The 23138-nt window shown below is 70.5% G+C and carries 23 protein-coding genes; 4 read left to right on the top strand and 19 right to left on the bottom strand.

Annotated elements, in window-relative coordinates:
* Positions 1 to 79: 79 nt before the first annotated feature.
* The 4 genes from OG444_RS26280 to OG444_RS26265 form a co-directional block, all read right to left on the bottom strand.
* On the bottom strand, positions 80 to 2581 hold the full coding sequence (locus OG444_RS26280; RefSeq protein WP_327264478.1) for an ATP-binding protein: 2502 nt from the start codon (positions 2579 to 2581) through the stop codon (positions 80 to 82).
* A 192-nt stretch (positions 2582 to 2773) separates the two neighbouring features.
* Positions 2774 to 3097, bottom strand: coding sequence for an STAS domain-containing protein (locus OG444_RS26275; RefSeq protein WP_031148287.1), 324 nt, complete (start codon positions 3095 to 3097; stop codon positions 2774 to 2776).
* A 176-nt stretch (positions 3098 to 3273) separates the two neighbouring features.
* A complete protein-coding gene (locus OG444_RS26270; protein WP_327264477.1) occupies positions 3274 to 4122 on the bottom strand; it encodes a 3-hydroxyacyl-CoA dehydrogenase family protein in 849 nt (282 codons plus the stop codon).
* A 156-nt stretch (positions 4123 to 4278) separates the two neighbouring features.
* Positions 4279 to 4818 carry a hypothetical protein gene (locus OG444_RS26265; RefSeq protein WP_327264476.1) on the bottom strand — a complete coding sequence of 180 codons (540 nt, stop codon included), beginning with the start codon at positions 4816 to 4818 and terminating at the stop codon, positions 4279 to 4281.
* A 106-nt stretch (positions 4819 to 4924) separates the two neighbouring features.
* Between OG444_RS26265 and OG444_RS26260 the strand changes: the two genes are divergently transcribed.
* The gene (locus OG444_RS26260) at positions 4925 to 5497 is read left to right on the top strand and encodes a cob(I)yrinic acid a,c-diamide adenosyltransferase (protein ID WP_327264475.1); all 573 of its coding nucleotides are present in this window, start codon (positions 4925 to 4927) and stop codon (positions 5495 to 5497) included.
* Between the two features lie 14 nt (positions 5498 to 5511).
* Here OG444_RS26260 and OG444_RS26255 read toward each other — a convergent pair whose 3' ends face one another.
* Positions 5512 to 6084, bottom strand: a complete 573-nt coding sequence (locus OG444_RS26255; protein ID WP_327264474.1) for a hypothetical protein — start codon at positions 6082 to 6084, stop codon at positions 5512 to 5514.
* A 151-nt stretch (positions 6085 to 6235) separates the two neighbouring features.
* Between OG444_RS26255 and OG444_RS26250 the strand changes: the two genes are divergently transcribed.
* The 3 genes from OG444_RS26250 (at position 6236) to OG444_RS26240 (ending at position 10111) form a co-directional block, all read left to right on the top strand.
* Positions 6236 to 7438, top strand: coding sequence for a sensor histidine kinase (locus tag OG444_RS26250; RefSeq protein ID WP_405792841.1), 1203 nt, complete (start codon positions 6236 to 6238; stop codon positions 7436 to 7438).
* The gene (locus OG444_RS26245; protein WP_327264473.1) at positions 7435 to 8088 is read left to right on the top strand and encodes a response regulator transcription factor; all 654 of its coding nucleotides are present in this window, start codon (positions 7435 to 7437) and stop codon (positions 8086 to 8088) included. Before OG444_RS26250 ends, OG444_RS26245 begins: the two co-directional genes overlap by 4 nt.
* A gap of 124 nt (positions 8089 to 8212) precedes the next feature.
* A complete protein-coding gene (locus OG444_RS26240; protein WP_327264472.1) occupies positions 8213 to 10111 on the top strand; it encodes a glycosyl hydrolase family 18 protein in 1899 nt (632 codons plus the stop codon).
* 72 nt (positions 10112 to 10183) lie between these two features.
* Here OG444_RS26240 and OG444_RS26235 read toward each other — a convergent pair whose 3' ends face one another.
* The 14 genes from OG444_RS26235 to OG444_RS26170 all read right to left on the bottom strand — a co-directional run bounded on the left by OG444_RS26235 (position 10184) and on the right by OG444_RS26170 (position 23096).
* Positions 10184 to 10630 carry a DUF2550 domain-containing protein gene (locus tag OG444_RS26235; RefSeq protein WP_327264471.1) on the bottom strand — a complete coding sequence of 149 codons (447 nt, stop codon included), beginning with the start codon at positions 10628 to 10630 and terminating at the stop codon, positions 10184 to 10186.
* 190 nt (positions 10631 to 10820) lie between these two features.
* Positions 10821 to 11192, bottom strand: coding sequence for a F0F1 ATP synthase subunit epsilon (locus OG444_RS26230; RefSeq protein ID WP_150259378.1), 372 nt, complete (start codon positions 11190 to 11192; stop codon positions 10821 to 10823).
* Positions 11193 to 11333: 141 nt separating this feature from the next.
* Positions 11334 to 12776, bottom strand: a complete 1443-nt coding sequence (gene atpD, locus OG444_RS26225) for a F0F1 ATP synthase subunit beta (RefSeq protein ID WP_327264470.1) — start codon at positions 12774 to 12776, stop codon at positions 11334 to 11336.
* A complete protein-coding gene (locus tag OG444_RS26220; protein WP_327264469.1) occupies positions 12776 to 13693 on the bottom strand; it encodes a F0F1 ATP synthase subunit gamma in 918 nt (305 codons plus the stop codon). The genes atpD and OG444_RS26220 overlap by 1 nt, the downstream gene beginning before the upstream one ends.
* A 20-nt stretch (positions 13694 to 13713) precedes the next feature.
* The gene (gene atpA, locus OG444_RS26215; protein ID WP_327264468.1) at positions 13714 to 15309 is read right to left on the bottom strand and encodes a F0F1 ATP synthase subunit alpha; all 1596 of its coding nucleotides are present in this window, start codon (positions 15307 to 15309) and stop codon (positions 13714 to 13716) included.
* Positions 15310 to 15439: 130 nt separating this feature from the next.
* Positions 15440 to 16255, bottom strand: coding sequence for a F0F1 ATP synthase subunit delta (locus OG444_RS26210; protein ID WP_327264467.1), 816 nt, complete (start codon positions 16253 to 16255; stop codon positions 15440 to 15442).
* The gene (locus tag OG444_RS26205) at positions 16252 to 16794 is read right to left on the bottom strand and encodes a F0F1 ATP synthase subunit B (RefSeq protein WP_053705305.1); all 543 of its coding nucleotides are present in this window, start codon (positions 16792 to 16794) and stop codon (positions 16252 to 16254) included. The genes OG444_RS26210 and OG444_RS26205 overlap by 4 nt, the downstream gene beginning before the upstream one ends.
* A gap of 40 nt (positions 16795 to 16834) precedes the next feature.
* On the bottom strand, positions 16835 to 17062 hold the full coding sequence (gene atpE, locus OG444_RS26200) for an ATP synthase F0 subunit C (protein ID WP_030386954.1): 228 nt from the start codon (positions 17060 to 17062) through the stop codon (positions 16835 to 16837).
* A gap of 80 nt (positions 17063 to 17142) precedes the next feature.
* Entirely contained in the window at positions 17143 to 17949 is an 807-nt protein-coding gene (gene atpB / locus OG444_RS26195; protein ID WP_327266934.1) for a F0F1 ATP synthase subunit A, read from the bottom strand.
* Between the two features lie 241 nt (positions 17950 to 18190).
* On the bottom strand, positions 18191 to 18628 hold the full coding sequence (locus OG444_RS26190) for a hypothetical protein (protein WP_030386956.1): 438 nt from the start codon (positions 18626 to 18628) through the stop codon (positions 18191 to 18193).
* Between the two features lie 424 nt (positions 18629 to 19052).
* A complete protein-coding gene (locus tag OG444_RS26185; protein WP_327264466.1) occupies positions 19053 to 20387 on the bottom strand; it encodes an MraY family glycosyltransferase in 1335 nt (444 codons plus the stop codon).
* Positions 20388 to 20503: 116 nt separating this feature from the next.
* Positions 20504 to 21733, bottom strand: coding sequence for a serine hydroxymethyltransferase (gene glyA / locus OG444_RS26180; protein ID WP_327264465.1), 1230 nt, complete (start codon positions 21731 to 21733; stop codon positions 20504 to 20506).
* A gap of 62 nt (positions 21734 to 21795) precedes the next feature.
* The gene (locus OG444_RS26175) at positions 21796 to 22452 is read right to left on the bottom strand and encodes an arsenate reductase/protein-tyrosine-phosphatase family protein (protein WP_327264464.1); all 657 of its coding nucleotides are present in this window, start codon (positions 22450 to 22452) and stop codon (positions 21796 to 21798) included.
* Positions 22449 to 23096 (bottom strand): L-threonylcarbamoyladenylate synthase, encoded by a 648-nt coding sequence (locus OG444_RS26170; protein WP_030386960.1) that lies wholly within the window; start codon positions 23094 to 23096, stop codon positions 22449 to 22451. The genes OG444_RS26175 and OG444_RS26170 overlap by 4 nt, the downstream gene beginning before the upstream one ends.
* Positions 23097 to 23138 lie beyond the last annotated feature (42 nt).

Below are 23138 nucleotides of genomic sequence, written 5' to 3'. Positions count from 1 at the left end.
TCTTCCGGTCCATCGGCGCTCGTGGTCAACGGCGCCTCCGGGCAACGGCTCCGCCCCCAGGGACGGAGCCGTTCTTCGTTCAGCGGCCGGTGACCGGTGAGGTGGCCGTGGCCGTGACCGCCTGGGTGGCCGTCGGCGACGGTACGGCGGTCTCCGTCGGGGTGGGAGAGGGGTTCGCGCTCGTCGGCGGGGGCGAGACGGGCGACGGCGGCGTGGAGCCGGGCGTGGTCGCGGACGGACGGCGCGACGGGGTCCGGACGGGCGTGCGGCCCGGGGCCGGGGCGACGCTCTGGCCGGGAACCGCGGCCTGCGACGGCGGGGCCGATACGGGCGGCTCCGGTGCAGGATCGTTCCCGCTGGTGCTCGGGGCCGTCATGGGCACCGTGGCCGTCGGAGTGGAGGACACCGCCGGTCCCTGCGCCGGCGGCGAGGTGTCGGAGGAACTGACCGCCAGGCTCACGACCGTGCCCAGGGCCACCACCGTCAGCGCGCCCGCGCCGGCCAGCAGCACCCGCCGGCGGCGGCCGGGGACCGGGGCCTGCGCGGCGGCCGGCCGGGGGGCGGCGGGCGCGGCGGGCTTCGGATCCAGCGGGAAGGCGTCCTCGAAGACCTCGGACAGCGTGGTGGGGGTCTGCGAGCGGGCGGTCACCGGCACGACCGGAGTCATACGGGTCACCGCCTCGGCGGAAACCCGGCCCACCGGAGACGCAGCGGTCGCCGGTCCGACGGCAGCGACCGGGGCCACGCGGGCCGTGGGCGCCTCGGAGGCCGCCCGGGCGGCCGGATCGGCCTTGGTGGCCTTGGTGGCCTTGGTGGTCGAAACGGCCGGGGCAGCCGGGGTGGCCGCCGTCACGGCCTCCGAGGCGGCCGCCAGGGCGGCCGGTGCCTCCAGCCGCAGCGGCGGCGACGCCGCGCCCGCGGTCTCCCGGTCGACGACCAGGGCCAGTGCCCGCCGGCCGGCGACCGTGCCCCGCTTGTCCGCCAGCGCGCCCCGCAGCCCGATCGAGGTCTCCAGCTCGGCCCGCGCGCGGTCCAGGCGCTCCTCGCACAGGGCCAGCACGCCGAGTTCGTGGTGGAAGTACGCCTGCTCGGCGACCTCTCCGGCCTTGCGCGCGGCCTCCGCCCCCGAGCGCAGCACCCGCTCCCAGGCCTCCCAGTGCAGCGAGGCGGCGAACGCCGGGGCCGCGGTCCGCGCCAGCAGCACCGCCGCGACCACGTCCGCACCGGCCAGCGCCGCGAGCACCGCGTCCGCCTCCGCCGCGACCCGCTCCGGGACCACCGAGGCGTGCCCGGTCCACCAGGCGTAGTGCCGTGCGGCCGTACGGGCCTCCTCGGACGCGGTGTCCCCGTACCCGACCTCCTCCAGCTGGCGCGCGACGCCGGGGGCGAGCCGGTAGCGCGTTCCGACGGGCGTCAGCAGCCCGCAGGCGAGCAGTTCCGCCACGGCCGTGTCGGCGTGGGTGTCCCCCACCAGTGCCGGCAGGTGCGCGTGGTGCGGCAGTTCCCCGCCCAGCGCGCACGCGATCCGCAGGGCGGCGCGCGCGGACTCGCTGACCCGCGAGGCCAGCAGCTCGGCAGGGGCCGCGGCCTCGGCCAGCGTCGGCAGCGGCACGTGCACGGCGTCGCGCGGGCGCTCCTCGAAGACGCCGGGCTCCTCCTCCTCGTCGTCCTCGTCGCTGTGGTTGAGCTCGTCCCGCTGGCGCAGCAGCGCGGCGGCCTGGACGAAGCGAAGCGGAAGCCCTTCGGAGGCGAAGCGCAGGTCGCCCGCCCAGGCGGTCTCCTCGTCCGTCAGCGGACGTCCGAGGCCCGCCTCCAGGAGCTGCACGCAGTCGGCCTTGCCGAGCCCGCCGAGGAAGACCTCCTCGATGTGCGAGTCGTCGGAGGGGGCCCGGGTGTCGGGGGTCGCGGCCAGCAGGTAGGCGCATTCGGGGGTGGCGCGCAGCAGCTCGTCGAGGGCAGGCCCGCCCATCTCCAGGTCGTCCAGCAGGACGACGGCGCCTATCTCCCGGACGCGGGCCAGGAGTTCGGCTCGTGCGGGCCGCTCCCGCACGGCCTCGTACACGGTGGCATAGAGCGTGTGGAGCAGTTCCCCGGGCTGCTGGTGCCCGTGGCCGGAGAGCCGTACGACGCCGTCGGGTGCGAGACCCTCGCACCGGTCGGCGACCGCGTCGAGCAGGGCGCTGCGGCCGGATCCGGAGGGCCCGGTCAGCCGTACGGAACGGCCGCGGCCCAGCAGCCGCACCAGCCGCTCCCGCTCCTCCTCGCGCTCCAGCAGGGGCCGGGCGGGGACGGCGGGGCCCGGCAGTACGGGCGGTCGTGCGGCGGCGGCTCGGACCGCGCGGGCGGCCGCGTCACGCTTGGCGGGGCGGCCCGGCCGTCCGGTGCCGGGGCGCAGCGGTTCGATCTCGCTGCCGTCGACCGGGTTGACGGTGAGGGTGAACTCGCCCGTGGTCAGGCTGACCACCCGTGCGGGCCCGGCCGCGGCGGGCGCGGCCGGTGTGGTGGCCGCGGCCGGCGCCGCGGGCGCGGAGTCGCCCTTGGGCTGCTCGTGCTGCTCGCTCTGCCCCTGTGTACGGTCCATGACCCAGTCCCCCGATCGCGGGCCGCGCGCCTCGCCGTCGTACCGCCCGGCCTGAGCGCACCCGCTGTCGCTACTGGTCCGGTTTCCGCCCGAACCCTAGACCGTGCCCGGTCGTGCGGGAAACCGCAGGGCGGGGATCACCACCGGACCGTTACGTTTCCGCAGGAAATGCAAAGGTCAGCGGGCTGCCGGTCAGACGCGGGGCAGGGACTCGGCTTCGAGGCCGCCCTCGATCGCGAGGATCCGGTGCAGCCTGGTCGCCACGAGGAGCCGCTGCATCTGCGGCGGCACCCCGCGCAGGACCAGGCGCCGGCCGGTCCGGCCGGCCCGGCGGTGCGCGCCCATGATCACGCCGAGGCCGGTGGCGTCCCAGGAGTCGAGCCCGGTGAGGTCGAGGACGAGATCGCCCTGGCCGTCGTCGAGGGCGGTGTGGAGGACCGTACGGGCGTCCGCCGCGCTGCGCACGTCGAGGCGGCCCCCGACAGCGAGTTCGGCGTGGTCGCCCCTGATGTGCATGTGTACTCCCGGCAGTACTGCGTACGTATGGGTCCGACTGGTCCGTGGTCGGCAACTCTCACTGCAACTGACTGCCGCACGGGCAGGGAAGTTGCCGACCGTGAGCGAACCGATACCTAATTCACCCTGAGGGGTGAAGGCATTCGAACGGTGGTGCTCCGTGGCGGGGCCAGACCTCAGTGCTTGTAGAAGCCCTGGCCGCTCTTGCGGCCGATGTCCCCGGCGTCCACCATCCGGCGCATGAGCTCCGGGGGGGCGAACTTCTCGTCCTGGGACTCGGTGTAGATGTTGCTGGTGGCGTGCAGCAGGATGTCGACGCCGGTGAGGTCGGCGGTGGCCAACGGGCCCATCGCGTGTCCGAAGCCGAGCTTGCAGGCGATGTCGATGTCCTCGGCGGAGGCCACGCCCGACTCGTACAGCTTCGCGGCCTCGACGACCAGCGCGGAGATCAGACGGGTCGTCACGAAGCCGGCCACGTCGCGGTTGACGACGATGCAGGTCTTGCCGACGGACTCGGCGAAGGCCCGGGTGGTGGCGAGGGTTTCGTCGCTCGTCTTGTAGCCGCGTACGAGCTCGCACAGCTGCATCATCGGGACGGGCGAGAAGAAGTGCGCGCCGACGACCCGCTCCGGACGCTCCGTCACGGCAGCGATCTTCGTGATCGGGATGGCGGAGGTGTTGGAGGCGAGGATCGTGTCCTCACGGACGATCTTGTCCAGGGCGCGGAAGATCTCGTGCTTGATCTCGATCTTCTCGAAGGCCGCCTCCACCACGATGTCGACGTCGGAGACCGCGTCGAGGTCCGTGGTGGTGGTGATGCGCGCGAGCGCGGCCTCGGCGTCCTCGGCCGTCAGCTTGCCCTTGGAGACGAACTTGTCGTAGGAGGCCTTGATTCCGTCCGTGCCGCGGGTCAGCGCGGCATCGGTGACATCGCGGAGTACGACGTCCCAACCCGCCTGAGCGGAGACCTGCGCGATGCCGGAACCCATGAGTCCGGCACCGATGACGGCGAGCTTCCCAGCCACTACACACCCCTCGTTTCCATACGCCACAGTCACGTAGCCACTCCGGCGGAGACTAGCGCCCGGGCGGTGCGGTGTGACCGCGAAGTAACACGCGTCACGTCTCAGATGACGGACATCACACCGGTACGGCCCAGCACCCCTGCCCCGGCGTCCAGTTCATCCGCCGTCGTCCCCGGCGTGCTTCTCGGCCAGTGCGCGCAGCCGCCTCAGCTCCCTGCGCGCGGCGCCGAGGTGACCGATCTCGACGGCCATGGCGGCGCGGCCCGCGAGGTAGTGCGCGTCGGCCCTGGCCTGCGCGTCCGCCTGCGGGCACGCACAGATCCTCCGCTGCAGGAAGCGGAGCTGCCAGAGGATGTCGCGCGCCGTGGGGAGGTACGTCGGCACGGGCCCGCGCTCCTCGCGCAGCATGTCCTTCGCGTAGTCCCACACCTGCGCGTCGTGCTCGGCGGCGCCCGGTTCGCCCGGATGGTGCGGATGCCCCGCCCAGCGGGCGGCGTGCTCGCGCAGGTCGTCGAGGCGCTCGAGGGCGTCCCCCAGGCGTCCGGCGGCCACGGCCGCCCGCCCGGCCCCGGCGCACTCGGGCGGTGCGGCGAGGTGGTCCGGGCCCGGTTCGCGCCGCGTCGCGAGGAAACCCGCCAGGAGGTCGATCTGCTGGGCGGCCTCGGCGAGCCGCCAGATGTAGTACGCGTCGGCCACGTGGCCACTCCCCCGTTCCCGGGGCTCCTGCGGCCCCCTCGGACCGTACGCGCGAAGCGGCGACCTCGCCCGGAATTTCCCCGGCGGGCCCGTCTACCCTGGCCGCATGGTGAACCTCACGCGCATCTACACCCGTACCGGCGACAAGGGCACGACCGCCCTGGGCGACATGAGCCGCACGGCCAAGACCGACCTGCGGATCTCCGCGTACGCCGACGCCAACGAGGCGAACGCGGCCATCGGGACGGCGATCGCGCTCGGCGGACTGCCGGCGGAGGTCGTGAAGGTCCTGGTTCGTGTGCAGAACGACCTGTTCGACGTAGGAGCCGACCTGTGCACCCCGGTGGTCGCGGACCCGGAGTACCCGCCGCTGCGCGTGGAGCAGTTCTACGTGGACAAGCTGGAGGCGGACTGCGACCACTTCCTGGAGCAGGTGGAGAAGCTGCGCAGCTTCATCCTCCCCGGCGGTACCCCCGGCGCCGCCCTGCTGCACCAGGCCTGCACCGTGGTCCGGCGCGCCGAGCGTTCGACGTGGGCGGCCCTGGAGGTGCACGGCGAGGTGATGAACCCGCTGACCGCCACCTACCTGAACCGCCTGTCCGACCTCCTGTTCATTCTGGCCAGGGTGGCCAACAAGGAGGTCGGGGACGTGCTGTGGGTGCCGGGCGGCGAGCGCTGACGGGACGAGCCGGGTCAGCGCTCGGACCGGACGCAAGAGGGGTCCTCGGCGGCGGCCGCCGGGGCCTTGCCCGGCCAGATCGTGTACGCCGCGGCGACCAGGGCGTGGATGCCGACCACGCGCAGGGCGCCGAACTGCCAGGCCTGGAGGGAGCTGACGTCGCCCGCGTCGCCGACGTACCAGATCGCCACCTGCAGCAGGGCCAGGGCGACGGCGGCGGCGATCACCGTACGGACCCAGAGCTTCCACTCGTGCAGGGACCGCGCCCTTCCGTACCCGGCGCCCGCCGGCTTCGGTCCCCCGGCCAGCCGGTACGCGGCGTGCCCGTCGAGCCACTTGACCGTGTAGTGGCCGAAAGCCACGGTGTAGCCGATGTAGAGCGCGGCCAGTCCGTGCTTCCAGTCCGGCTCGGCGCCGTTCTTGAGGTCGAGCGTGGTGACCACCAGCAGGACGAGCTCCATCAGGGGCTCGCAGAGCAGGACCGCCGCCCCCAGCCTGGGCATCTTCGCCAGGTAGCGCAGGGCCAGTCCGGCCGCCAGCAGTACCCAGAAGCCGATCTCACAGGCGATGATCAGCGCGACGATCATGGGACTCTCCGTCCGCTCGGTTTCCTCGTTCCCTTCAAGGCTCCCGTCCGGCCGGGCCCGTTGCGTCGTCACCAGTGACCATGTCGGCATGCATCGTTCGATGTACCCGGACCTCGGTCTCTCCGCCGAGGTGCAGGAGCCGCGCACCCTGTTGGATGGGACCGTGACCACGAAGATCCACGACCTGCGTCCGCACCGGGACGACGTCCTCCTCGCGGCGGTCAGCACGGCCGCGGGCCTGGCGTTCTGGTCGCTCGGCGTCTACAGCAGCCCCAGCCGGAACTCCCTGCCGGCCTGGGCGGCCCTGGTGCCGCTGGTGGTCCTCGGCTCGATGGAGCTGCTGCGCCGCACCAGGCCCCGGGTGACCCTCGTCGTCGGCACCCTCGGGGTGATCGCCGACCAGTTCACGGTCGGCTGCCTCGCCACCGTCGTCATCTTCACCGATCTGATGTACGCCGCCGTGGTCTACGGAAAACCGGCCATGGCCCGGCGCCTCCCGGTCAGCACCGGCCTGATCACGATCGTGATCACCATCGCCTCGCTGGCCTGGCTGCGCTCCCCGCAGGCCCTGCTGATCGGCGCGATCACCGGCATCGTCAGCTTCGCCCCGGCCCTGACCGGCGCCACCCTGCGCAATCACCGCGAGGCCGCCGAGGCGGCCCGGCTGCGGGCGGAGCAGACCGCGCTGCTGGCCGAGATGGACCGCAGCCAGGCGGTGGCGGCCGAGCGTGCCCGGATGGCCCGGGAGCTGCACGACATGGTGGCCAACCACCTCTCCGCCATCGCCATCCACTCCACCGCCGCGCTGTCCATCGACACGGCGGCGACCAGCCGCGACGCGCTCGGGGTGATCCGTGAGAACAGCGTGCAGGGGCTGGCCGAAATGCGCCGTCTGATCGGGCTGCTCCGGGATGCGGGGGGCGACCGGCAACCGGTCGCCGTGCCCTCACTGGACGGCCTGGACGCCCTGATCGGACAGGCCCGGACCAACGGCTCGGCGAGCGGGCTGGCCTTCGTACTCCACGACGAGCGGCCGCCCGGGGAACCGGCGGCGGCTCCGGTGGAGCTGGCCGCCTACCGGATCGTCCAGGAGTCGCTGACCAACGCCCTCAAGCACGCCGCTCCGGGCACGGTCACGGTCCGCGTGGAGCACACCGGCGGACTGCTGACGGTGGCGGTGGACTCCCCCTACGGCGACCGGCCGGGCCCGCGAGCCCCGGGCTCCGGGGCCGGGCTGATCGGCATGCGGGAACGGACGGAACTGCTGGGCGGGGAGTTCACGGCGGGCCGCTGCGATGCGGTGTGGCAGGTACGGGCGACACTGCCCGCGGAGGAGAAGGCGGTGGAGGCATGACCATTCGGGTGGTGGTGGCGGAGGATCAGGGCGCGGTGCGCGCCGGGCTGGTGCTCATCCTGCGCAGCGCGGGCGACATCGAGGTGGTGGGCGAGGCGCCCGACGGGGAGGAGGCGGTGCGCCTGGCCCGGGAGCTGCGGCCGGATCTCGTCCTCATGGACGTGCAGATGCCCAGGCTGGACGGGGTCTCGGCGACCCGACAGGTGGTCGCGGAGGGCCTGGCCGATGTCCTGGTGCTGACCACCTTCGACCTCGACGAGTACGTCTTCGGGGCGCTGCGGGCGGGGGCGTCGGGCTTCCTGCTGAAGAACGCGGACGCGGCGGAGCTCATCGAGGCGGTACGCACCGTCGCGCGCGGCGAGGGCCTGATCTCCCCGGCGGTGACCAGACGGCTGATCGCGGAGTTCGCGGCTCCCCGTCCGGCGCGGCCCGCTCCGGCGCCCGAGCGGGCCGCGGCGGTGGCCTCCCTCACCCGGCGGGAGCGGGAGGTGCTGAGCGCTCTGGGCGAGGGGCTGTCGAACGCGGAGATCGCGGCGCGGCTGGAGATGGCGGAGGCGACGGCCAAGACGCACGTCAGCAGGCTGCTCGGCAAGCTGGAGCTGCGCAGTCGCCTCCAAGCGGCTGTACTGGCGCAGGAGTTGGGGATATAGGCACGAAGTCGCCCACCGGTCTGGACCTCTTGACGGTTGGTCCAGACCTTTCTACGCTCGCCGCAACACTGTGGTGAGCGTGCCATGACAAAGCGTGCTCACGGGCGGCGCAGGTCCCACCCCCATGTCGCAGCCGGCCCCACGGCCGCGACGGACCTACGGAGGATCCTTGAGCACAGCATCCCCACCCCGCACCAGGCGCACCCGGTTCTTCAGTCGAGTCGCGGCGATCGTGGCCGTGCTCGCCCTCCCCGTCACCGGCCTGGTCGCACTCGCCGGCCCGGCCCAGGCAGCCGCCTCCGCGACGGCGACGTACACCAAGGTCTCCGACTGGGGCTCCGGCTTCGAGGGCAAGTGGGTGGTGAAGAACACCGGCACCACCACCCTCAGCAGCTGGACCGTGGAGTGGGACTACCCGGCGGGCACCTCGGTGACCTCCGCCTGGGACGCCACCGTCACGAGCTCGGGCACCCACTGGACGGCGAAGAACCTGGGCTGGAACGGCACCCTCGCCCCCGGGGCCACCGCCAGCTTCGGCTTCAACGGCGCCGGCTCCGGCGCCCCGAGCGGCTGCAGGATCAACGGGGCCTCCTGCGACGGCGGCACCCAGCCCGGTGACACTCCCCCCACGGCTCCCGGCGCCCCCGCCGCGAGCAACGTCGCCGACACCTCGCTGACCCTGACCTGGACCCCGGCCACGGACGACAAGGGCGTCAAGAACTACGACGTCTACCGGGGCTCCGCCAGGATCGCCACCGTCACCGGGACGAGCTACGCGGACTCGGGCCTGACCAAGGGCACGACGTACACCTACAGCGTCACCGCCCGCGACACCATCGACCAGACCGGTCCCTCCTCCGGCTCCACCACGGTCACGACGACCGGAGGGGTCATTCCCCCGGACCCGAGCGGCAAGGTCAAGCTCGGCTACTTCACCAACTGGGGCGTCTACGGCCGCAACTACCACGTGAAGAACCTGGTCACCTCCGGCACCGCGGGCAAGATCACCCACATCAACTACGCCTTCGGCAACGTCCAGAACGGCCAGTGCACCATCGGTGACGCCTACGCCGACTACGACAAGGCCTACACCGCCGACCAGAGCGTCGACGGCGTCGCCGACACCTGGGACCAGCCCCTGCGCGGCAACTTCAACCAGCTGCGCAAGCTGAAGAAGGCCTACCCGAACATCAAGGTCCTGTGGTCCTTCGGCGGCTGGACCTGGTCCGGCGGGTTCCCGCAGGCCGCCGCCAACCCGACCGCCTTCGCCCAGTCCTGCTACAACCTGGTCGAGGACCCGCGCTGGGCCGACGTCTTCGACGGCATCGACCTGGACTGGGAGTACCCGAACGCCTGCGGCCTGTCCTGCGACACCAGCGGAGCGGCCGCCTTCAAGAACCTGATGCAGGCGACCCGGGCCAAGTTCGGCGCGAACAACCTGGTCACCGCGGCCATCACCGCCGACGCCTCCAGCGGCGGCAAGATCGACGCGGCCGACTACGGCGGCGCCGCGCAGTACGTCGACTTCTACAACGTCATGACGTACGACTTCTTCGGTGCCTGGGCGGCGCAGGGGCCGACGGCCCCGCACTCCCCGCTCACCTCGTACGCGGGCATCCCGCAGGCCGGCTTCAACTCGGCCGACGCCATCGCCAAGCTCAAGGCCAAGGGCGTCGCAGGCTCCAAGCTGAACCTCGGCATCGGCTTCTACGGCCGCGGCTGGACCGGAGTCACCCAGGCGGCCCCCGGCGGCACCGCCACCGGGCCCGCGCCCGGCACGTACGAGCAGGGCATCGAGGACTACAAGGTGCTCAAGAACAGCTGCCCGGCCACCGGCACCGTCGCCGGCACGGCCTACGCCAAGTGCGGCAGCAACTGGTGGAGCTACGACACCCCCGCCACGATCGCCGGGAAGATGACCTGGGCCAAGCAGCAGGGCCTGCGGGGAGCCTTCTACTGGGAGTTCAGCGGCGACACCACGAACGGTGAGCTCGCGAACGCGGTCCACACCGGGCTGCAGTAAGGACCGAAGCCGGGGAGACGGGTCCGCCCCCGTCTCCCCGGCTTCTTCACGTCCGGCGTGCGTGCGGCCCGATCAGGCCACATTCACCCTCTGGCCGGGAGGCGCCGCCTCCAGCCAGGCCAGGAAACCGGTCAGCGCGTCTTCGCTCATCGCCAGCTCCAGGCGGGTCCCCCGGTGGAGACAGCCGAGCACGACGGCGTCGGAGAGCAGCGCCAGCTCCTCCTCGCCCTCCGGGGCGCGGCGGGCGACGACCTCGATGGAGGACCGCTCCAGCAGCCGGCGCGGGCGCGGGGAGTACGAGAACACCCGGAACCACTCGATCCGGTCACCGCTGTAGCGCGCGACCCCGTACACCCAGCCCTTGCCGGAGATGTCGGGCTCGTCGGACACACCCCACCGCATGCTGCAGTCGAAGGTTCCGCCGGACCGCTGGATGAGTCTGCGGCGCAGCCCGAAGACAAACAGCCCGATCACCACCAGGGTTACGACCAGGCCGCTCACAAGCAGAGCGAGGAGCATCTTCACCGACCTCCTCGCACATCGAATACGCATGAGAACTGGGGGCCCCTCCCAGACGGAGTCCGGGGGAGGACCTGCATCGCCTCAGCCGCGACCCGGTCTGGAAAATTCCAGCACGGACCGCGGCTGAGGTCTGCTGCGTCCCGGCGGTCGCCCACCGGGACTCAAGCGATCAAACTCCGACGGGCGTTCAGCCCGTTACGGCGCGCAGCCGGACATCAGCGCGACGCTCGGCGGCCGCATCGGCCTCCGCCTTCGCGCGCTCCAGTGCCCGCTCCGCACGCTGGACGTCAATCTCGTCCGCGAGCTCGGCGATCTCGGCCAGCAGGGACAGCTTGTTGTCCGCGAACGAGATGAAACCGCCGTGCACCGCGGCGACGACAGTGTTGCCCTCGCTGGTGCGGATGGTCACCGGGCCCGATTCCAGCACACCGAGAAGCGGCTGGTGACCGGGCATGACGCCGATGTCGCCGGACGTGGTGCGGGCGACAACAAGGGTGGCCTCGCCGGACCAGACATTGCGGTCCGCCGCGACCAGCTCGACGTGCAGCTCAGCAGCCAAGGTGGCTCCTCGGGTCACCACCCGGCGGGTCGGCCGGGTGTTGGGTCAAATTCTAATGGGCGTGGGGAGAGGGACGGGACACACCCGCCCCTCTCCATGAAACCTGTGACACCGGATGCGCTCCGTGAGGAGCGCGCCGGATCAGGAGACGCCCAGCTCCTTGGCGTTGGCCTTCAGGTCCTCGATGCCACCGCACAGGAAGAACGCCTGCTCGGGGAAGTGGTCGTAGTCACCGTCGCAGATCGCGTTGAACGCGGTGATCGACTCCTCGAGCGGAACGTCCGAACCGTCCACGCCGGTGAACTGCTTCGCCACGTGGGTGTTCTGCGACAGGAAGCGCTCGACGCGACGGGCACGGTGGACAACGAGCTTGTCCTCCTCGCCCAGCTCGTCGATACCGAGGATCGCGATGATGTCCTGGAGGTCCTTGTACTTCTGCAGGATCCCCTTGACGCGCATCGCCGTGGCGTAGTGGTCCGCCGCGATGTACCGCGGGTCGAGGATGCGGGACGTCGAGTCCAGCGGGTCCACGGCCGGGTAGATGCCCTTCTCGGAGATCGGACGGGAAAGAACCGTCGTCGCGTCGAGGTGGGCGAAGGTGGTCGCCGGCGCCGGGTCGGTCAGGTCGTCCGCGGGGACGTAGATCGCCTGCATCGAGGTGATCGAGTGACCACGGGTCGAGGTGATGCGCTCCTGGAGGAGACCCATCTCGTCGGCCAGGTTCGGCTGGTAACCCACCGCGGAGGGCATACGGCCGAGCAGGGTCGACACCTCGGAACCCGCCTGGGTGTACCGGAAGATGTTGTCGATGAAGAAGAGCACGTCCTGCTTCTGCACATCGCGGAAGTACTCCGCCATGGTCAGACCGGCAAGCGCGACGCGCAGACGGGTGCCCGGGGGCTCGTCCATCTGGCCGAAGACGAGCGCCGTCTTGTCGATGACGCCGGAGTCGGCCATCTCCTCGATGAGGTCGTTGCCCTCACGGGTACGCTCACCGACGCCCGCGAACACCGACACACCGTCGTGGTTGTTGGCGACGCGGTAGATCATTTCCTGGATCAGAACGGTCTTGCCGACACCGGCACCACCGAACAGACCGATCTTTCCACCCTTGACGTACGGGGTGAGAAGGTCGATGACCTTGACGCCGGTCTCGAACATCTCGGTCTTCGACTCGAGCTCGTCGAAGCGGGGCGCCTTGCGGTGGATCGGCCAGCGCTCGGTGACGTTGGCGTTCTCCTCCGGGTAGTTCAGCACCTCACCGAGGGTGTTGAACACCTTGCCCTTGGTGAAGTCACCGACGGGGACGGTGATGCCCTCGCCCGTGTCGGTCACCGGGGCCTGGCGGACCAGACCGTCGGTCGGCTGCATCGAGATGGTACGGACGAGGCCGTCACCCAGGTGCTGCGCGACCTCGAGGGTCAGGGTCTTCAGCTCGCCGTCCTGGGCCGGGTCGGCGACCTGGACCTTGAGGGCGTTGTAGATCTCGGGCATGGCGTCGACGGGGAACTCCACGTCGACGACCGGGCCGATGACCCGGGCGACGCGGCCCGTGGCGGCGGCCGTCTCAACAGTGGTCGTCATTACTTGTCACTCCCCGCGGTCGCGTCAGCCATGGCGCTCGCGCCACCGACGATCTCGCTGATTTCCTGGGTGATTTCGGCCTGGCGGGCCGCGTTGGCAAGCCGGGAGAGGCTCTTGATGAGGTCTCCGGCGTTGTCGGTCGCCGACTTCATCGCGCGGCGGCGGGCGGCGTGCTCGGAAGCGGCCGACTGCAGCAGTGCGTTGTAGATACGGCTCTCGACGTAGCGCGGCAGAAGGGCGTCGAGGACGTCCTCCGCCGACGGCTCGAAGTCGAACAGCGGAAGGATCTCGCCCTTCGCGCCGTCCTCCTCCTCTGCCTTGTCGAGGCTGAGCGGCAGCATCCGGCCGTCGACCGCGTTCTGCGTCATCATCGACACGAATTCCGTGTAGACGACGTGCAGCTCGTCGACGCCGCCCTCGGCCGTGTCCAGCTGGATGGCCTCGATCAGCGGTCCGGCGACGCGCTTGGCGTCGGCGTAGGCCGGGCTGTCGGTGAAGCCGGTCCACGAATCCGCGACCTTGCGCTCGCGGAACCCGAAGTAGGCGACACCCTTGCGGCCGACGATGTACGTGTCGACCTCCTTGCCCTCAGCGCGCAGCCGCTCGGTGAGCCGCTCCGCCTGCTTGATGGCGTTCGAGGAGTAGCCGCCGGCCAGACCGCGGTCGCTCGTGATGAGCAGGATCGCGGCACGGGTCGGCTGCTCGACCTCGGTCGTCAGGGCGTGCTTGGTGTTCGAACCGGTCGCCACCGCGGTCACCGCACGGGTGAGCTCGGTCGCGTACGGCATCGACGCCGCCACCTTGCGCTGCGCCTTGACGATGCGCGAGGCGGCGATCATCTCCATCGCCTTGGTGATCTTCTTGGTCGCCGTGATGGCACGGATGCGACGCTTGTAGACCCGGAGCTGCGCTCCCATGAGTCAGGTCCCTTCCGTCGTCACTTGGAGACGTTGACGGCCGGTGCGTCCTCGCCCAGCAGCTTGCCGTCCGAGGTCTCGAACTGCCGCTTGAAGCCGGTGATGGCGTCCGCGATGGAGGACAGGGTGTCGTCCGACATCTTGCCGCCGTCGGCGATGGAGGTGAGGAGGTCCTTGCGCTCGCGGCGCAGGTGCTCCAGCAGCTCCGACTCGAAGCGACGGATGTCGGCGACCGGAACGTCGTCCATCTTGCCGGTGGTGCCGGCCCAGACGGAGACGACCTGCTCCTCGACGGGCATCGGCTGGTACTGGCCCTGCTTCAGCAGCTCGACCAGGCGCTTGCCGCGCTCCAGCGAAGCCTTCGAAGCGGCGTCCAGGTCGGAACCGAAGGCGGCGAACGCCTCCAGCTCACGGTACTGGGCGAGGTCCAGGCGCAGACGGCCGGAAACCTGCTTCATGGCCTTGTGCTGGGCGGAGCCACCGACGCGGGAGACCGAGATACCGACGTTCAGCGCCGGGCGCTGGCCCGCGTTGAACAGGTCGGACTCCAGGAAGCACTGGCCGTCGGTGATGGAGATGACGTTGGTCGGGATGAACGCCGACACGTCGTTCGCCTTGGTCTCGACGATCGGCAGACCGGTCATCGAACCGGCACCCATGTCGTCGGACAGCTTCGCGCAGCGCTCCAGCAGACGGGAGTGCAGGTAGAAGACGTCACCCGGGTAGGCCTCGCGGCCCGGCGGGCGGCGCAGCAGCAGCGACACGGCGCGGTAGGCGTCGGCCTGCTTCGACAGGTCGTCGAAGATGATCAGGACGTGCTTGCCGGCGTACATCCAGTGCTGGCCGATGGCGGAACCGGTGTACGGCGCCAGGTACTTGAAGCCGGCCGGGTCGGACGCCGGGGCGGCGACGATCGTCGTGTACTCGAGCGCACCGGCGTCTTCCAGGGCGCCGCGAACGGACGCGATGGTCGAGCCCTTCTGGCCGATGGCGACGTAGATGCAGCGAACCTGCTTGTTCACGTCGCCCGAGCGCCAGTTGTCGCGCTGGTTGATGATCGTGTCGACGGCCAGAGCGGTCTTACCCGTCTGACGGTCGCCGATGATCAGCTGACGCTGGCCGCGGCCGACGGGGACCATCGCGTCGATGGCCTTGTAGCCGGTCTGCATCGGCTCGTGGACCGACTTGCGGACCATGACGCCGGGGGCCTGCAGCTCGAGGGCGCGTCGGCCTTCGGTCGCGATCTCGCCGAGACCGTCGATCGGGTTGCCGAGCGGGTCGACGACGCGGCCGAGGTAACCCTCGCCGACGCCGACGGAGAGCACCTCACCGGTGCGCTGCACCGGCTGGCCCTCCTCGATACCGCTGAACTCGCCGAGGACGACCGCACCGATCTCGCGCTCCTCGAGGTTGAGGGCGAGACCGAGGGTGCCGTCCTCGAACTTCAGCAGCTCGTTCGCCATGGCGGAGGGCAGACCCTCCACCTTCGCGATGCCGTCGCCGGCAACGCTGACCGTTCCGACCTCCTCGCGCGAGGCCGCGTCCGGCTGGTACGACTGGACAAAGTTCTCCAGTGCGTCCCGGATCTCCTCCGGCCGGATCGTGAGCTCCGCCATCTGGGTTCCCTGCTCTCCTTGTTGGGCCTGAAGCTTCTTAGGGGTCTGGGGGCGACCCCCAGGAATCTTCTGCAAGTTCTGCACGGCCCAACCGGGCCGCTAGGAATGCTTTTGTTCTTTTGGTGGCTGGTCAGCCGGCCATGCGGCGCGACGCCTCGGCGAGGCGGTCCGCGATGGTGCCGTCGATGACCTCGTCGCCGACTCGCACCGAGATCCCGCCGAGGACCTCGGGGTCCACGTCGAGGTTCAGGTGCATCTGGCGGCCGTACAGCTTGGCCAGCACCGCACCGAGACGGGCCTTCTGCACGTCGCTGAGCGGAACCGCGCTGGTCACAGTGGCGACCATGCGGTCACGGCGCTCGGCGGCGAGCTTGGAAAGGGACTCGAGTCCCGCTTCCAGGCTACGTCCACGCGGGTGCGTGACAAGACGGATCACCAGGCGCTCGGTGACGGCGTTCACCTTGCCGCCGAGCAGGCTGCGCAGCAGCTCGCTCTTGGCGGAGGCGGTCGCCGCGCGGTCGGTCAGCGCGGAACGCAGCTCGGTGCTCGAGGAGACGATCCGGCCGAACCGGAACACCTCGTCCTCGACGTTGTCGAGCGCGTCGCCCTGCTGGGCCGCCGTGAGGTCGGCGGTGGCCGCCAGCTCCTCCAGCGAGTCCACCAGGTCGCGGGACTGCGACCAGCGGGACCGGACCATGCCGGACACCAGGTCGAGGGTCTCCCCGCCGACCTGTCCGCCGAGCAGCCGACCGGCCAGCTCGGCCTTGGCCTCGCCGGACTGCGCCGGGTCGGTGAGGACCCGACGCAGCGAGACCTCACGGTCGAGCAGCGCAGTGACGGCAGCCAGCTCACCGGCGAGCTTCGCCGCGTCGACGGACGTGTTGTCCGTCAGCGCGTCGAGACGCTCACGCGCGGAGGCCAGCGCCTCGCGGCTCGCTCCGTTCATCGGGCCGCCTCGGCCTTCTCCTCAAGCTCGCTGAGGAAGCGGTCGATGGTGCGGCTCTGCCGGGCGTGGTCCTCAAGGGACTCGCCGACGAGCTTTCCGGCCAGGTCGGTGGCGAGCTTGCCCACGTCCTGACGCAGCGCCTGGGAAGCAGCCTTACGGTCGGCCGCGATCTGGGCGTGGCCGGCAGCGATGATCTCCTCACGCTGCCGCTGGCCCTCTGCGCGCAGTTCTTCCTTGAGCGCAGTGCCCTGCTCCAGCGCTTCCTGGCGCAGGCGCGCGGCCTCGTGCCGGGCTTCGGCGAGCTGGGCCTTGTACTGCTCCAGGACGCTCTGGGCCTCGGTCTGGGCGGATTCCGCCTTCTCGATACCGCCCTCGATGGCCTCGCGGCGCTCTTCCAGAACCTTGTTGATGTTCGGGAGGAGCTTCTTCGCGAGGAAACCGAAGACGATGACGAAGGCGAGCAGACCGATGACGAGCTCGGGGATCGGCGGGACGAGCGGGTTACCCGGCTCCTCGGCCGCGAGAACCAGGAGGTTCACATCAGTGCCTTTCGTCGATTCGGACTAGTCGTGGGGTTCGTCAGCTGTAGACGAACGGCATGACCAGACCGATGAGGGCGAGCGCCTCACAGAAGGCGAAGCCGAGGATCTGGTTGGCGCGGATCAGACCGGCAGCTTCGGGCTGACGGGCGAGCGCCTGGGTGCCGTTACCGAAGATGATGCCGACGCCGACGCCGGGGCCGATGGCCGCGAGGCCGTAGCCCACGGAGCTGAGGGAACCGGTGACGGCAGCAAGGGTCTGGGACATGCCAGTTCTTCCTTCTCTTTCACGGACCGGTGGGGGTTGGCCACCGGACGACTGGGGGGATTGCTTGGAGCGGGTCGCGCTCAGTGGTGCTCGGCGAGCGCGCCCTGCAGGAAGCTGCAAGCCAGGAGCACGAAGACGTAGGCCTGGACAGCCTGGATGAAGAGTTCGAACGCGGTCATCACGATGACCATGACGAACGAGACGCCCGCGTAGGCGATGCCGATCCCGTTCAGCAGGTACCAGCTGGCGATGGTGAACAGCAGCAGCAGGGTGTGGCCGGCGAACATGTTCGCGAACAGTCGGACCGCGTGGGTGAAGGGCCGGACCAGGACGTTCGAGAAGAACTCGATCACCATGACCAGCGGCAGGATCCCGCCGAGCGACTTGTCGTAGCCGGTGATGTTCTTGAAGCCGCCGACGAAGCCGTGGCGCTTGAAGGTCACCGACATCCACATGACGTAGATGACGGCGGCGAGACCGGCCGGGTACGCGATGACCGCGGTCACCGGGAACTGGGCGAGCGGAATGATGGACCAGAGGTTCATCATCCAGACGAAGAAGAACGTCGCGACCATGAAGGGGACGTACTTCTCGCCCTCCTTCTTGCCCATCGTCTCGTAGACGATGCCGCGGCGCACGAAGTCGTAGCCGGCCTCGGCGACCATCTGCAGCTTGCCCGGGACGACCTTCGGCTTCCGGAACGCAGCCCAGAAGAAGCCGACGATGATGACCGAGCCCAGCAGGGCCAGCAGCATCGTCTTGTTGAAGTACAGGCCGCTGTCGTCACCGAAGATCGGCTTGAACAGGAACGAGTACAGGGTCGGGCCCGGGAAGCCGCAGCCAGTGCCGTCTTCGAAATGACAATTGATCTCGAAGGCGAGCGTCATGTCAGCAGCACTCACCGCAGGGCTCCTTCAGCGTGGCGCATAGGTACGGCAACCTCGTTGTGTCGGCGCGGCGCGCAGCCGCGGTTCGGCACTGGACTGGTGTAACGGATGGTGGGGCGGCAGTCAGGCATCGAGCCTCGCGATGGAACAGGCGTCAGCTCAGATGCCCGCGCCCGCAGTGCCGCAGTTGGCACCGGACGATAGCAGGATCTCGAACGCCCACTTATCCCGGCCCTACCCTTCACGACTTCGGCCCCGGATTTTCGGGCTTGTCGCCCTTCACCGAGTCCGGTTCGACGTAAAGAATCTTGGCCTTCATGTGAGCACGGGTCTGCGCGCCGATCCACACCAGGGTGGTGGCGACGAGCGTGATCGCGAACGCCTTGGGATTGAACAGGGTGGTGTTCTTGAACGCCGCGACAAACACGAAGAGCAGCAGGATCTGGGCCGTATAGAGCATGAGCCCCATGGCCTGGAAGAGATGCGGAAGTGATTTCGCCGTGCGCTGCAGAACGACGAATCCGATGCCCATGAACAGAATCACGACCAGCGTCGCGACAACGGCTCCGACTGCGCCCTTGCTGCCGACGACCAGCGCGCTGATCACGGCGGCGATAGCGCCGGCTACCGCTGTGGGTACAGCGGCTTGCAGGAGGAGTCGGACGTCATCTGACCGCATGGCGGTTTGCTCCGCGTGGTGGTGGGGGCACTGGACTCGTACAGGACGAGCGTAAGCCCGGTCCGAGAGAGAACCTCGGGCCAAGGGACCGTCGCACTACGGTCCTTCGGCTCTGTCGCCGGGTTTAGTGAACGGTATCACAAACTATTTGATGAGAGCTTTACCTGCTGGGTGTGCCGACTGTCACACATGAGAGTGACCCTGCGCGTGTGTGCGCGACAGGCCGTCGTCTTGTCTGGTATTGGCATTCGGCGTCCGTAATGCGCACCAGTGCGGACGTGCTCAATCGGGGACGGCGGACGCGCGCGCTTGACCGCACACATGACCGTGGGCCCCGGCTCACGCACGGGGCCCACGGCATGTTCCACGAACGCGGCTGCCCACCGTGCGGCGGACTCCCGCCGCCCTGCGGGGGCGCGGGACGTCAGCGGGTGGATTCGGCCTTGCGCCGGTCGGGGAAGCGCGAGCGGGGGCCCACGGCGGTTGCTCCGTTGACTCCCGAGACGCCCGCGGCGATGGGCCTCGCGGGCTCCGGCTCCGTCCCCGAGGCGTCCCGCGCAGCCGCCTCCGCGGCGGCCTCGGCCGCGCGTGCGGCATGCCGGTAGCGGGGCGGAACAAGCCCCTCCGCCCAGCGCGGGGCGCGCGGGGTGAAGCGCGGCAGGAGCAGCAGGATCAGGCCCACCGCACTCAGCACCGCGATCGCGAGCACGATCCACATCGTGGCGGAATGCACCGAGTAGGCCACCGTGCCGAAGGCGATCAGCCCCGACCAGAAGTACATGATCAGGACCGCACGGCTGTGCGAATGTCCGAGTTCCAGCAGCCGGTGGTGCAGGTGCCCGCGGTCGGCCGCGAAGGGCGACTGACCCTTCCACGTACGCCGGACGATGGCCAGAACCAGGTCCGCCATCGGGATCGCGATGACCGTCAGGGGCAGGATCAGCGGGATGTAGGCCGGGAGCATCGCGTGCGTCGCGTTGCGCTCGCCACCGGCGAAGAGGGCGAGCGCGTCCGGGTCCACCTGCCCGGTGAGGGAGATCGCGGAGGCGGCCAGCACCAGGCCGATGAGCATCGACCCGGAGTCGCCCATGAAGATCCGGGCCGGGTGCATGTTGTGCGGCAGGAAGCCCAGGCACATGCCCATCAGGATGGCGGCGAAGAGGGTGGCGGGCGCCGCCGACTCGATGCCGTAGCCGAACCAGATCCGGTAGGCGTAGAGGAAGAGCGCGGCGGCCGCGATGCAGACCATGCCCGCGGCCAGGCCGTCGAGCCCGTCCACGAAGTTCACGGCGTTGATGGTGATCACGACGAGGGCCACGGTGAGCAGGTTGCCCTGCCACTGGGTGAGCGGGACCGTCCCGATTCCCGGGACGGGGATCCACAGGATGGTCAGGCCCTGCATGACCATCACGCCGGCGGAGATCATCTGTGCGCCGAGCTTGATCAGGGCGTCGAGCTCGAACTTGTCGTCGAGGACGCCGATCAGCCAGATCAGGGCGGCCCCGGAGAGCAGCGCCCGTGGTTCGTTCGACAGCTCGAAGACGCCGTTGAGGTTCTTCAGGTGGTCCGCGACCAGCAGTCCCGCGCACAGACCGCCGAACATGGCGATGCCGCCCAGCCTCGGTGTGGGCTCGCGGTGCACGTCACGGGCACGGATCTCCGGCATGGCCCCGGCCGCGATCGCGAACTTCCGCACGGGCCCGGTCAGCAGGTAGGTCACCGCGACCGTGACGCAAAGCGTCAGCAGATATTCACGCACGGGCTGCCCCAGATGTATCGCCGGCCATCTCAGCCCCACACATTAGCTGCGATGTCACCTCCTTCGAGGACGCGAGGGGGCCGCACCCTGGTTGCGGTACGCCCTGCTTGCCCCATTTACTCCCCGTAAGGGGGAAATCCCATCGCGAGCTCACTGACCTCCGTACGTGTTTTCACGCCATCCCCGCCCAGCGCCGCGGCGAACAACGCCGCGATCCGGACCATCTCCGGCTCCCCCATCCCCTGGGTGGTCACGGCGGCCGTGCCCAGCCGGACGCCCCGCTGGTCCCCGTACGGGAGGGCGCAGGTGTCCAGCACGATCCCGGCGGCCGCCAGCCGGCCGCGTGCGGTCGGGCCGTCCAGGCCCAGCCCCGCCGGATCGGCGGTGATCAGATGGGTGTCGGTGCCACCGGTGGTGATGGCGAAGCCGCGCTCCTGGAGCGCGCCCGCCAGCGCCCGGGCATTGGCGACGACCCGGTGCGCGTAGGTGGTGAAGGCCGGCCGGGCCGCCTCGCCGAAGGCCACGGCCTTGGCGGCGATGGTGTGCATCTGGGCCCCGCCCTGGGTGAAGGGGAACACCGCCCGGTCGACGCGCTCGGCGTACTCGGCGCCGCACAGCACCATTCCGCCGCGGGGCCCGCGCAGCACCTTGTGCGTGGTCGCGCAGACGAGGTCGGCGTACGGGACGGGGCTGGGCGCCGCCCCGCCGGCCACCAACCCGATCGGGTGGGCGGCGTCCGCGATCAGGTAGGCCCCGACCTCGTCGGCGATCTCCCGGAAGGCCGAGTACTCGGGGTGGCGGGGGTAGGAGATCGAGCCGCACACGATCGCCCTGGGCCGGTGCGCGTGGGCGAGGCGCTGCACCTGCCGGTAGTCGATGAGGCCGGTCTCGGCATCCACGCCGTACCCGACGAAGTCGAACCACCGCCCGGAGAAGTTCGCGGGCGAACCATGGGTGAGGTGGCCTCCGTACGGGAGCCCCATCGCCAGCACGGTGTCCCCGGGGCGCAGCAGGGCGGCGTACGCGGCGAGGACGGCGGAGGAGCCGGAGTGCGGCTGCACATTGGCGTGCTCGGCCCCGAAGAGCGCCTTGGCCCGCTCGACGGCGGTCCGCTCGGCCAGATCGGCGTACTCGCAGCCGCCGTGGTGCCGGGCGCCCGGATAGCCCTCCGCGTACTTGTTGGCGAGCGCGGACCCGAGCGCGGCCAGGACGGCGGTCGAGGTGAAGTTCTCCGCGGCGCTCATCTGCAACGTGCGGGCCTGCCGCTGCCGCTCCCCGGCCAGTACGTCGGCCATCTGCGGGTCCTGCGTGCGCAGCAGGTCCGTGGGCTGGGTGATGACGCTCATGGCGCGACTCCAGGGGTACCGGGTACCAGCCACTGTAGGCCCGCGGACCCCGCCGTGCCCTGTCAGCGCGGGGTCGTCACGCCCGTCAGGGCCGTCACGACCGGGTCCAGCGCCTGGTTGATCTCGTCGCCGATGGAGCGGAAGAAGGTGATCGGCGCCCCGTACGGGTCGTACACCTCGTCCGCGTCGGGCGACGGCGCCAGCAGCCAGCCGCGCAGCGCCGCGGCGGCCCGGACCAGCGCCCGTGCCCGCTCCGCCATGCCGTCGTCCAACGGCGGCAGGGTGGCGGGGTCTATCGCCCGTACCAGCCGGGTGAACTCCTTCAGCGTGAAGGTGCGCAGTCCCGCCGAGTGGCCCATCGAGATGACCTGGGCCCGGTGGTCACGGGTGGCGGTCAGCACCAGGTCGGCGCGTATGACGTGCTCGTCCAGCAGTTCCCGCCCCGTGAACCCGGACGCGTCGGCGCCGAAGTCCGCCAGCACGGCGGCCGCGTTCGCCTCCATCGGGGCGCCCTCGTGCCCCCAGGTGCCGGCGCTCTCCACGATGAGGTCGCCGGTGACGGGCCCGCCCAGGCGGTGCGAGAGGGCATGCCGCGTCAGCCGCTCGGTGATGGGCGAGCGGCATACGTTCCCGGTGCTGACGTGGAGTATGCGAAAGGTGTTTCCCCCGGCCACCGGCGGGCGGTACCCCCCTGCTATGCCACGCCCCTCAGGGCTCACGGGGCGACCTCGAGGTCGGGTACGACCTCCCGCAGCTGGTCTGCGGTGAGCGCCCCCTCGCGCAGCAGGACGGGAACCTTGCCGGTGACGTCGACGATCGACGACGGCTGGATGCCGGGCGTCGGGCCGCCGTCCAGGTACACGGACACGGAGTCCCCGAGCATTTCGCGCGCGGCGTCGCAGTCCTCGGGCGCCGGGTGCCCGGACAGGTTGGCCGAGGACACCGCCATCGGGCCGACCTCCGTCAGCAGCTCGATCGCGACGGGGTGCAGGGGCATGCGGACGGCCACGGTGCCACCGGTGTCGCCGAGGTCCCACGCCAGCGAGGGCTGGTGCTTGGCGACGAGCGTCAGCGCGCCCGGCCAGAAGGCGTCGACGAGCTCCCAGGCCTGCTCGGAGAAGTCCGTGACGAGGCCGTGGAGCGTGTTCGGGGAGCCGATGAGCACCGGGGTGGGCATGCCGCGGCCCCGGCCCTTGGCGGCGAGCAGGTCGTGGACGGCCTCCGGGCTGAAGGCGTCCGCGCCGATCCCGTACAGGGTGTCGGTGGGCAGCACGACGAGCTCGCCGCGGCGCACGGCGGATGCGGCTTCGCGCAGACCCGTCTTACGGTCCGTCGCGTCGTTGCAGTCGTATCGCCGGGCCATCAGCGGGCCTCCTCGTGCAGCAGGGGGGTGGCGGTAATCGTC

Source organism: Streptomyces sp. NBC_01232, assembly GCF_035989885.1.
Classification (GTDB): Bacteria; Actinomycetota; Actinomycetes; order Streptomycetales; family Streptomycetaceae; genus Streptomyces.
The sequence above is the reverse complement of the archived record's forward strand: the minus strand, read 5'-3'. Positions and strand labels throughout refer to the sequence as shown.

Bases quoted from the DNA above. Each gene is read 5' to 3' on its own strand.
- OG444_RS26280 (WP_327264478.1), bottom strand. From the start codon at position 2,581: ATGGACCGTACACAGGGGCAGAGCGAGCAGCACGAGCAGCCCAAGGGC.
- OG444_RS26275 (WP_031148287.1), bottom strand. From the start codon at position 3,097: ATGCACATCAGGGGCGACCACGCCGAACTCGCTGTCGGGGGCCGCCTC.
- OG444_RS26260 (WP_327264475.1), top strand. From the start codon at position 4,925: ATGGTGAACCTCACGCGCATCTACACCCGTACCGGCGACAAGGGCACG.
- OG444_RS26255 (WP_327264474.1), bottom strand. From the start codon at position 6,084: ATGATCGTCGCGCTGATCATCGCCTGTGAGATCGGCTTCTGGGTACTG.
- OG444_RS26245 (WP_327264473.1), top strand. From the start codon at position 7,435: ATGACCATTCGGGTGGTGGTGGCGGAGGATCAGGGCGCGGTGCGCGCC.
- OG444_RS26240 (WP_327264472.1), top strand. From the start codon at position 8,213: ATGTCGCAGCCGGCCCCACGGCCGCGACGGACCTACGGAGGATCCTTG.
- OG444_RS26235 (WP_327264471.1), bottom strand. From the start codon at position 10,630: ATGCTCCTCGCTCTGCTTGTGAGCGGCCTGGTCGTAACCCTGGTGGTG.
- atpD (WP_327264470.1), bottom strand. From the start codon at position 12,776: ATGACGACCACTGTTGAGACGGCCGCCGCCACGGGCCGCGTCGCCCGG.
- OG444_RS26220 (WP_327264469.1), bottom strand. From the start codon at position 13,693: ATGGGAGCGCAGCTCCGGGTCTACAAGCGTCGCATCCGTGCCATCACG.
- atpA (WP_327264468.1), bottom strand. From the start codon at position 15,309: ATGGCGGAGCTCACGATCCGGCCGGAGGAGATCCGGGACGCACTGGAG.
- OG444_RS26210 (WP_327264467.1), bottom strand. From the start codon at position 16,255: ATGAACGGAGCGAGCCGCGAGGCGCTGGCCTCCGCGCGTGAGCGTCTC.
- atpE (WP_030386954.1), bottom strand. From the start codon at position 17,062: ATGTCCCAGACCCTTGCTGCCGTCACCGGTTCCCTCAGCTCCGTGGGC.
- atpB (WP_327266934.1), bottom strand. From the start codon at position 17,949: ATGACGCTCGCCTTCGAGATCAATTGTCATTTCGAAGACGGCACTGGC.
- OG444_RS26190 (WP_030386956.1), bottom strand. From the start codon at position 18,628: ATGCGGTCAGATGACGTCCGACTCCTCCTGCAAGCCGCTGTACCCACA.
- glyA (WP_327264465.1), bottom strand. From the start codon at position 21,733: ATGAGCGTCATCACCCAGCCCACGGACCTGCTGCGCACGCAGGACCCG.
- OG444_RS26170 (WP_030386960.1), bottom strand. From the start codon at position 23,096: ATGGCCCGGCGATACGACTGCAACGACGCGACGGACCGTAAGACGGGT.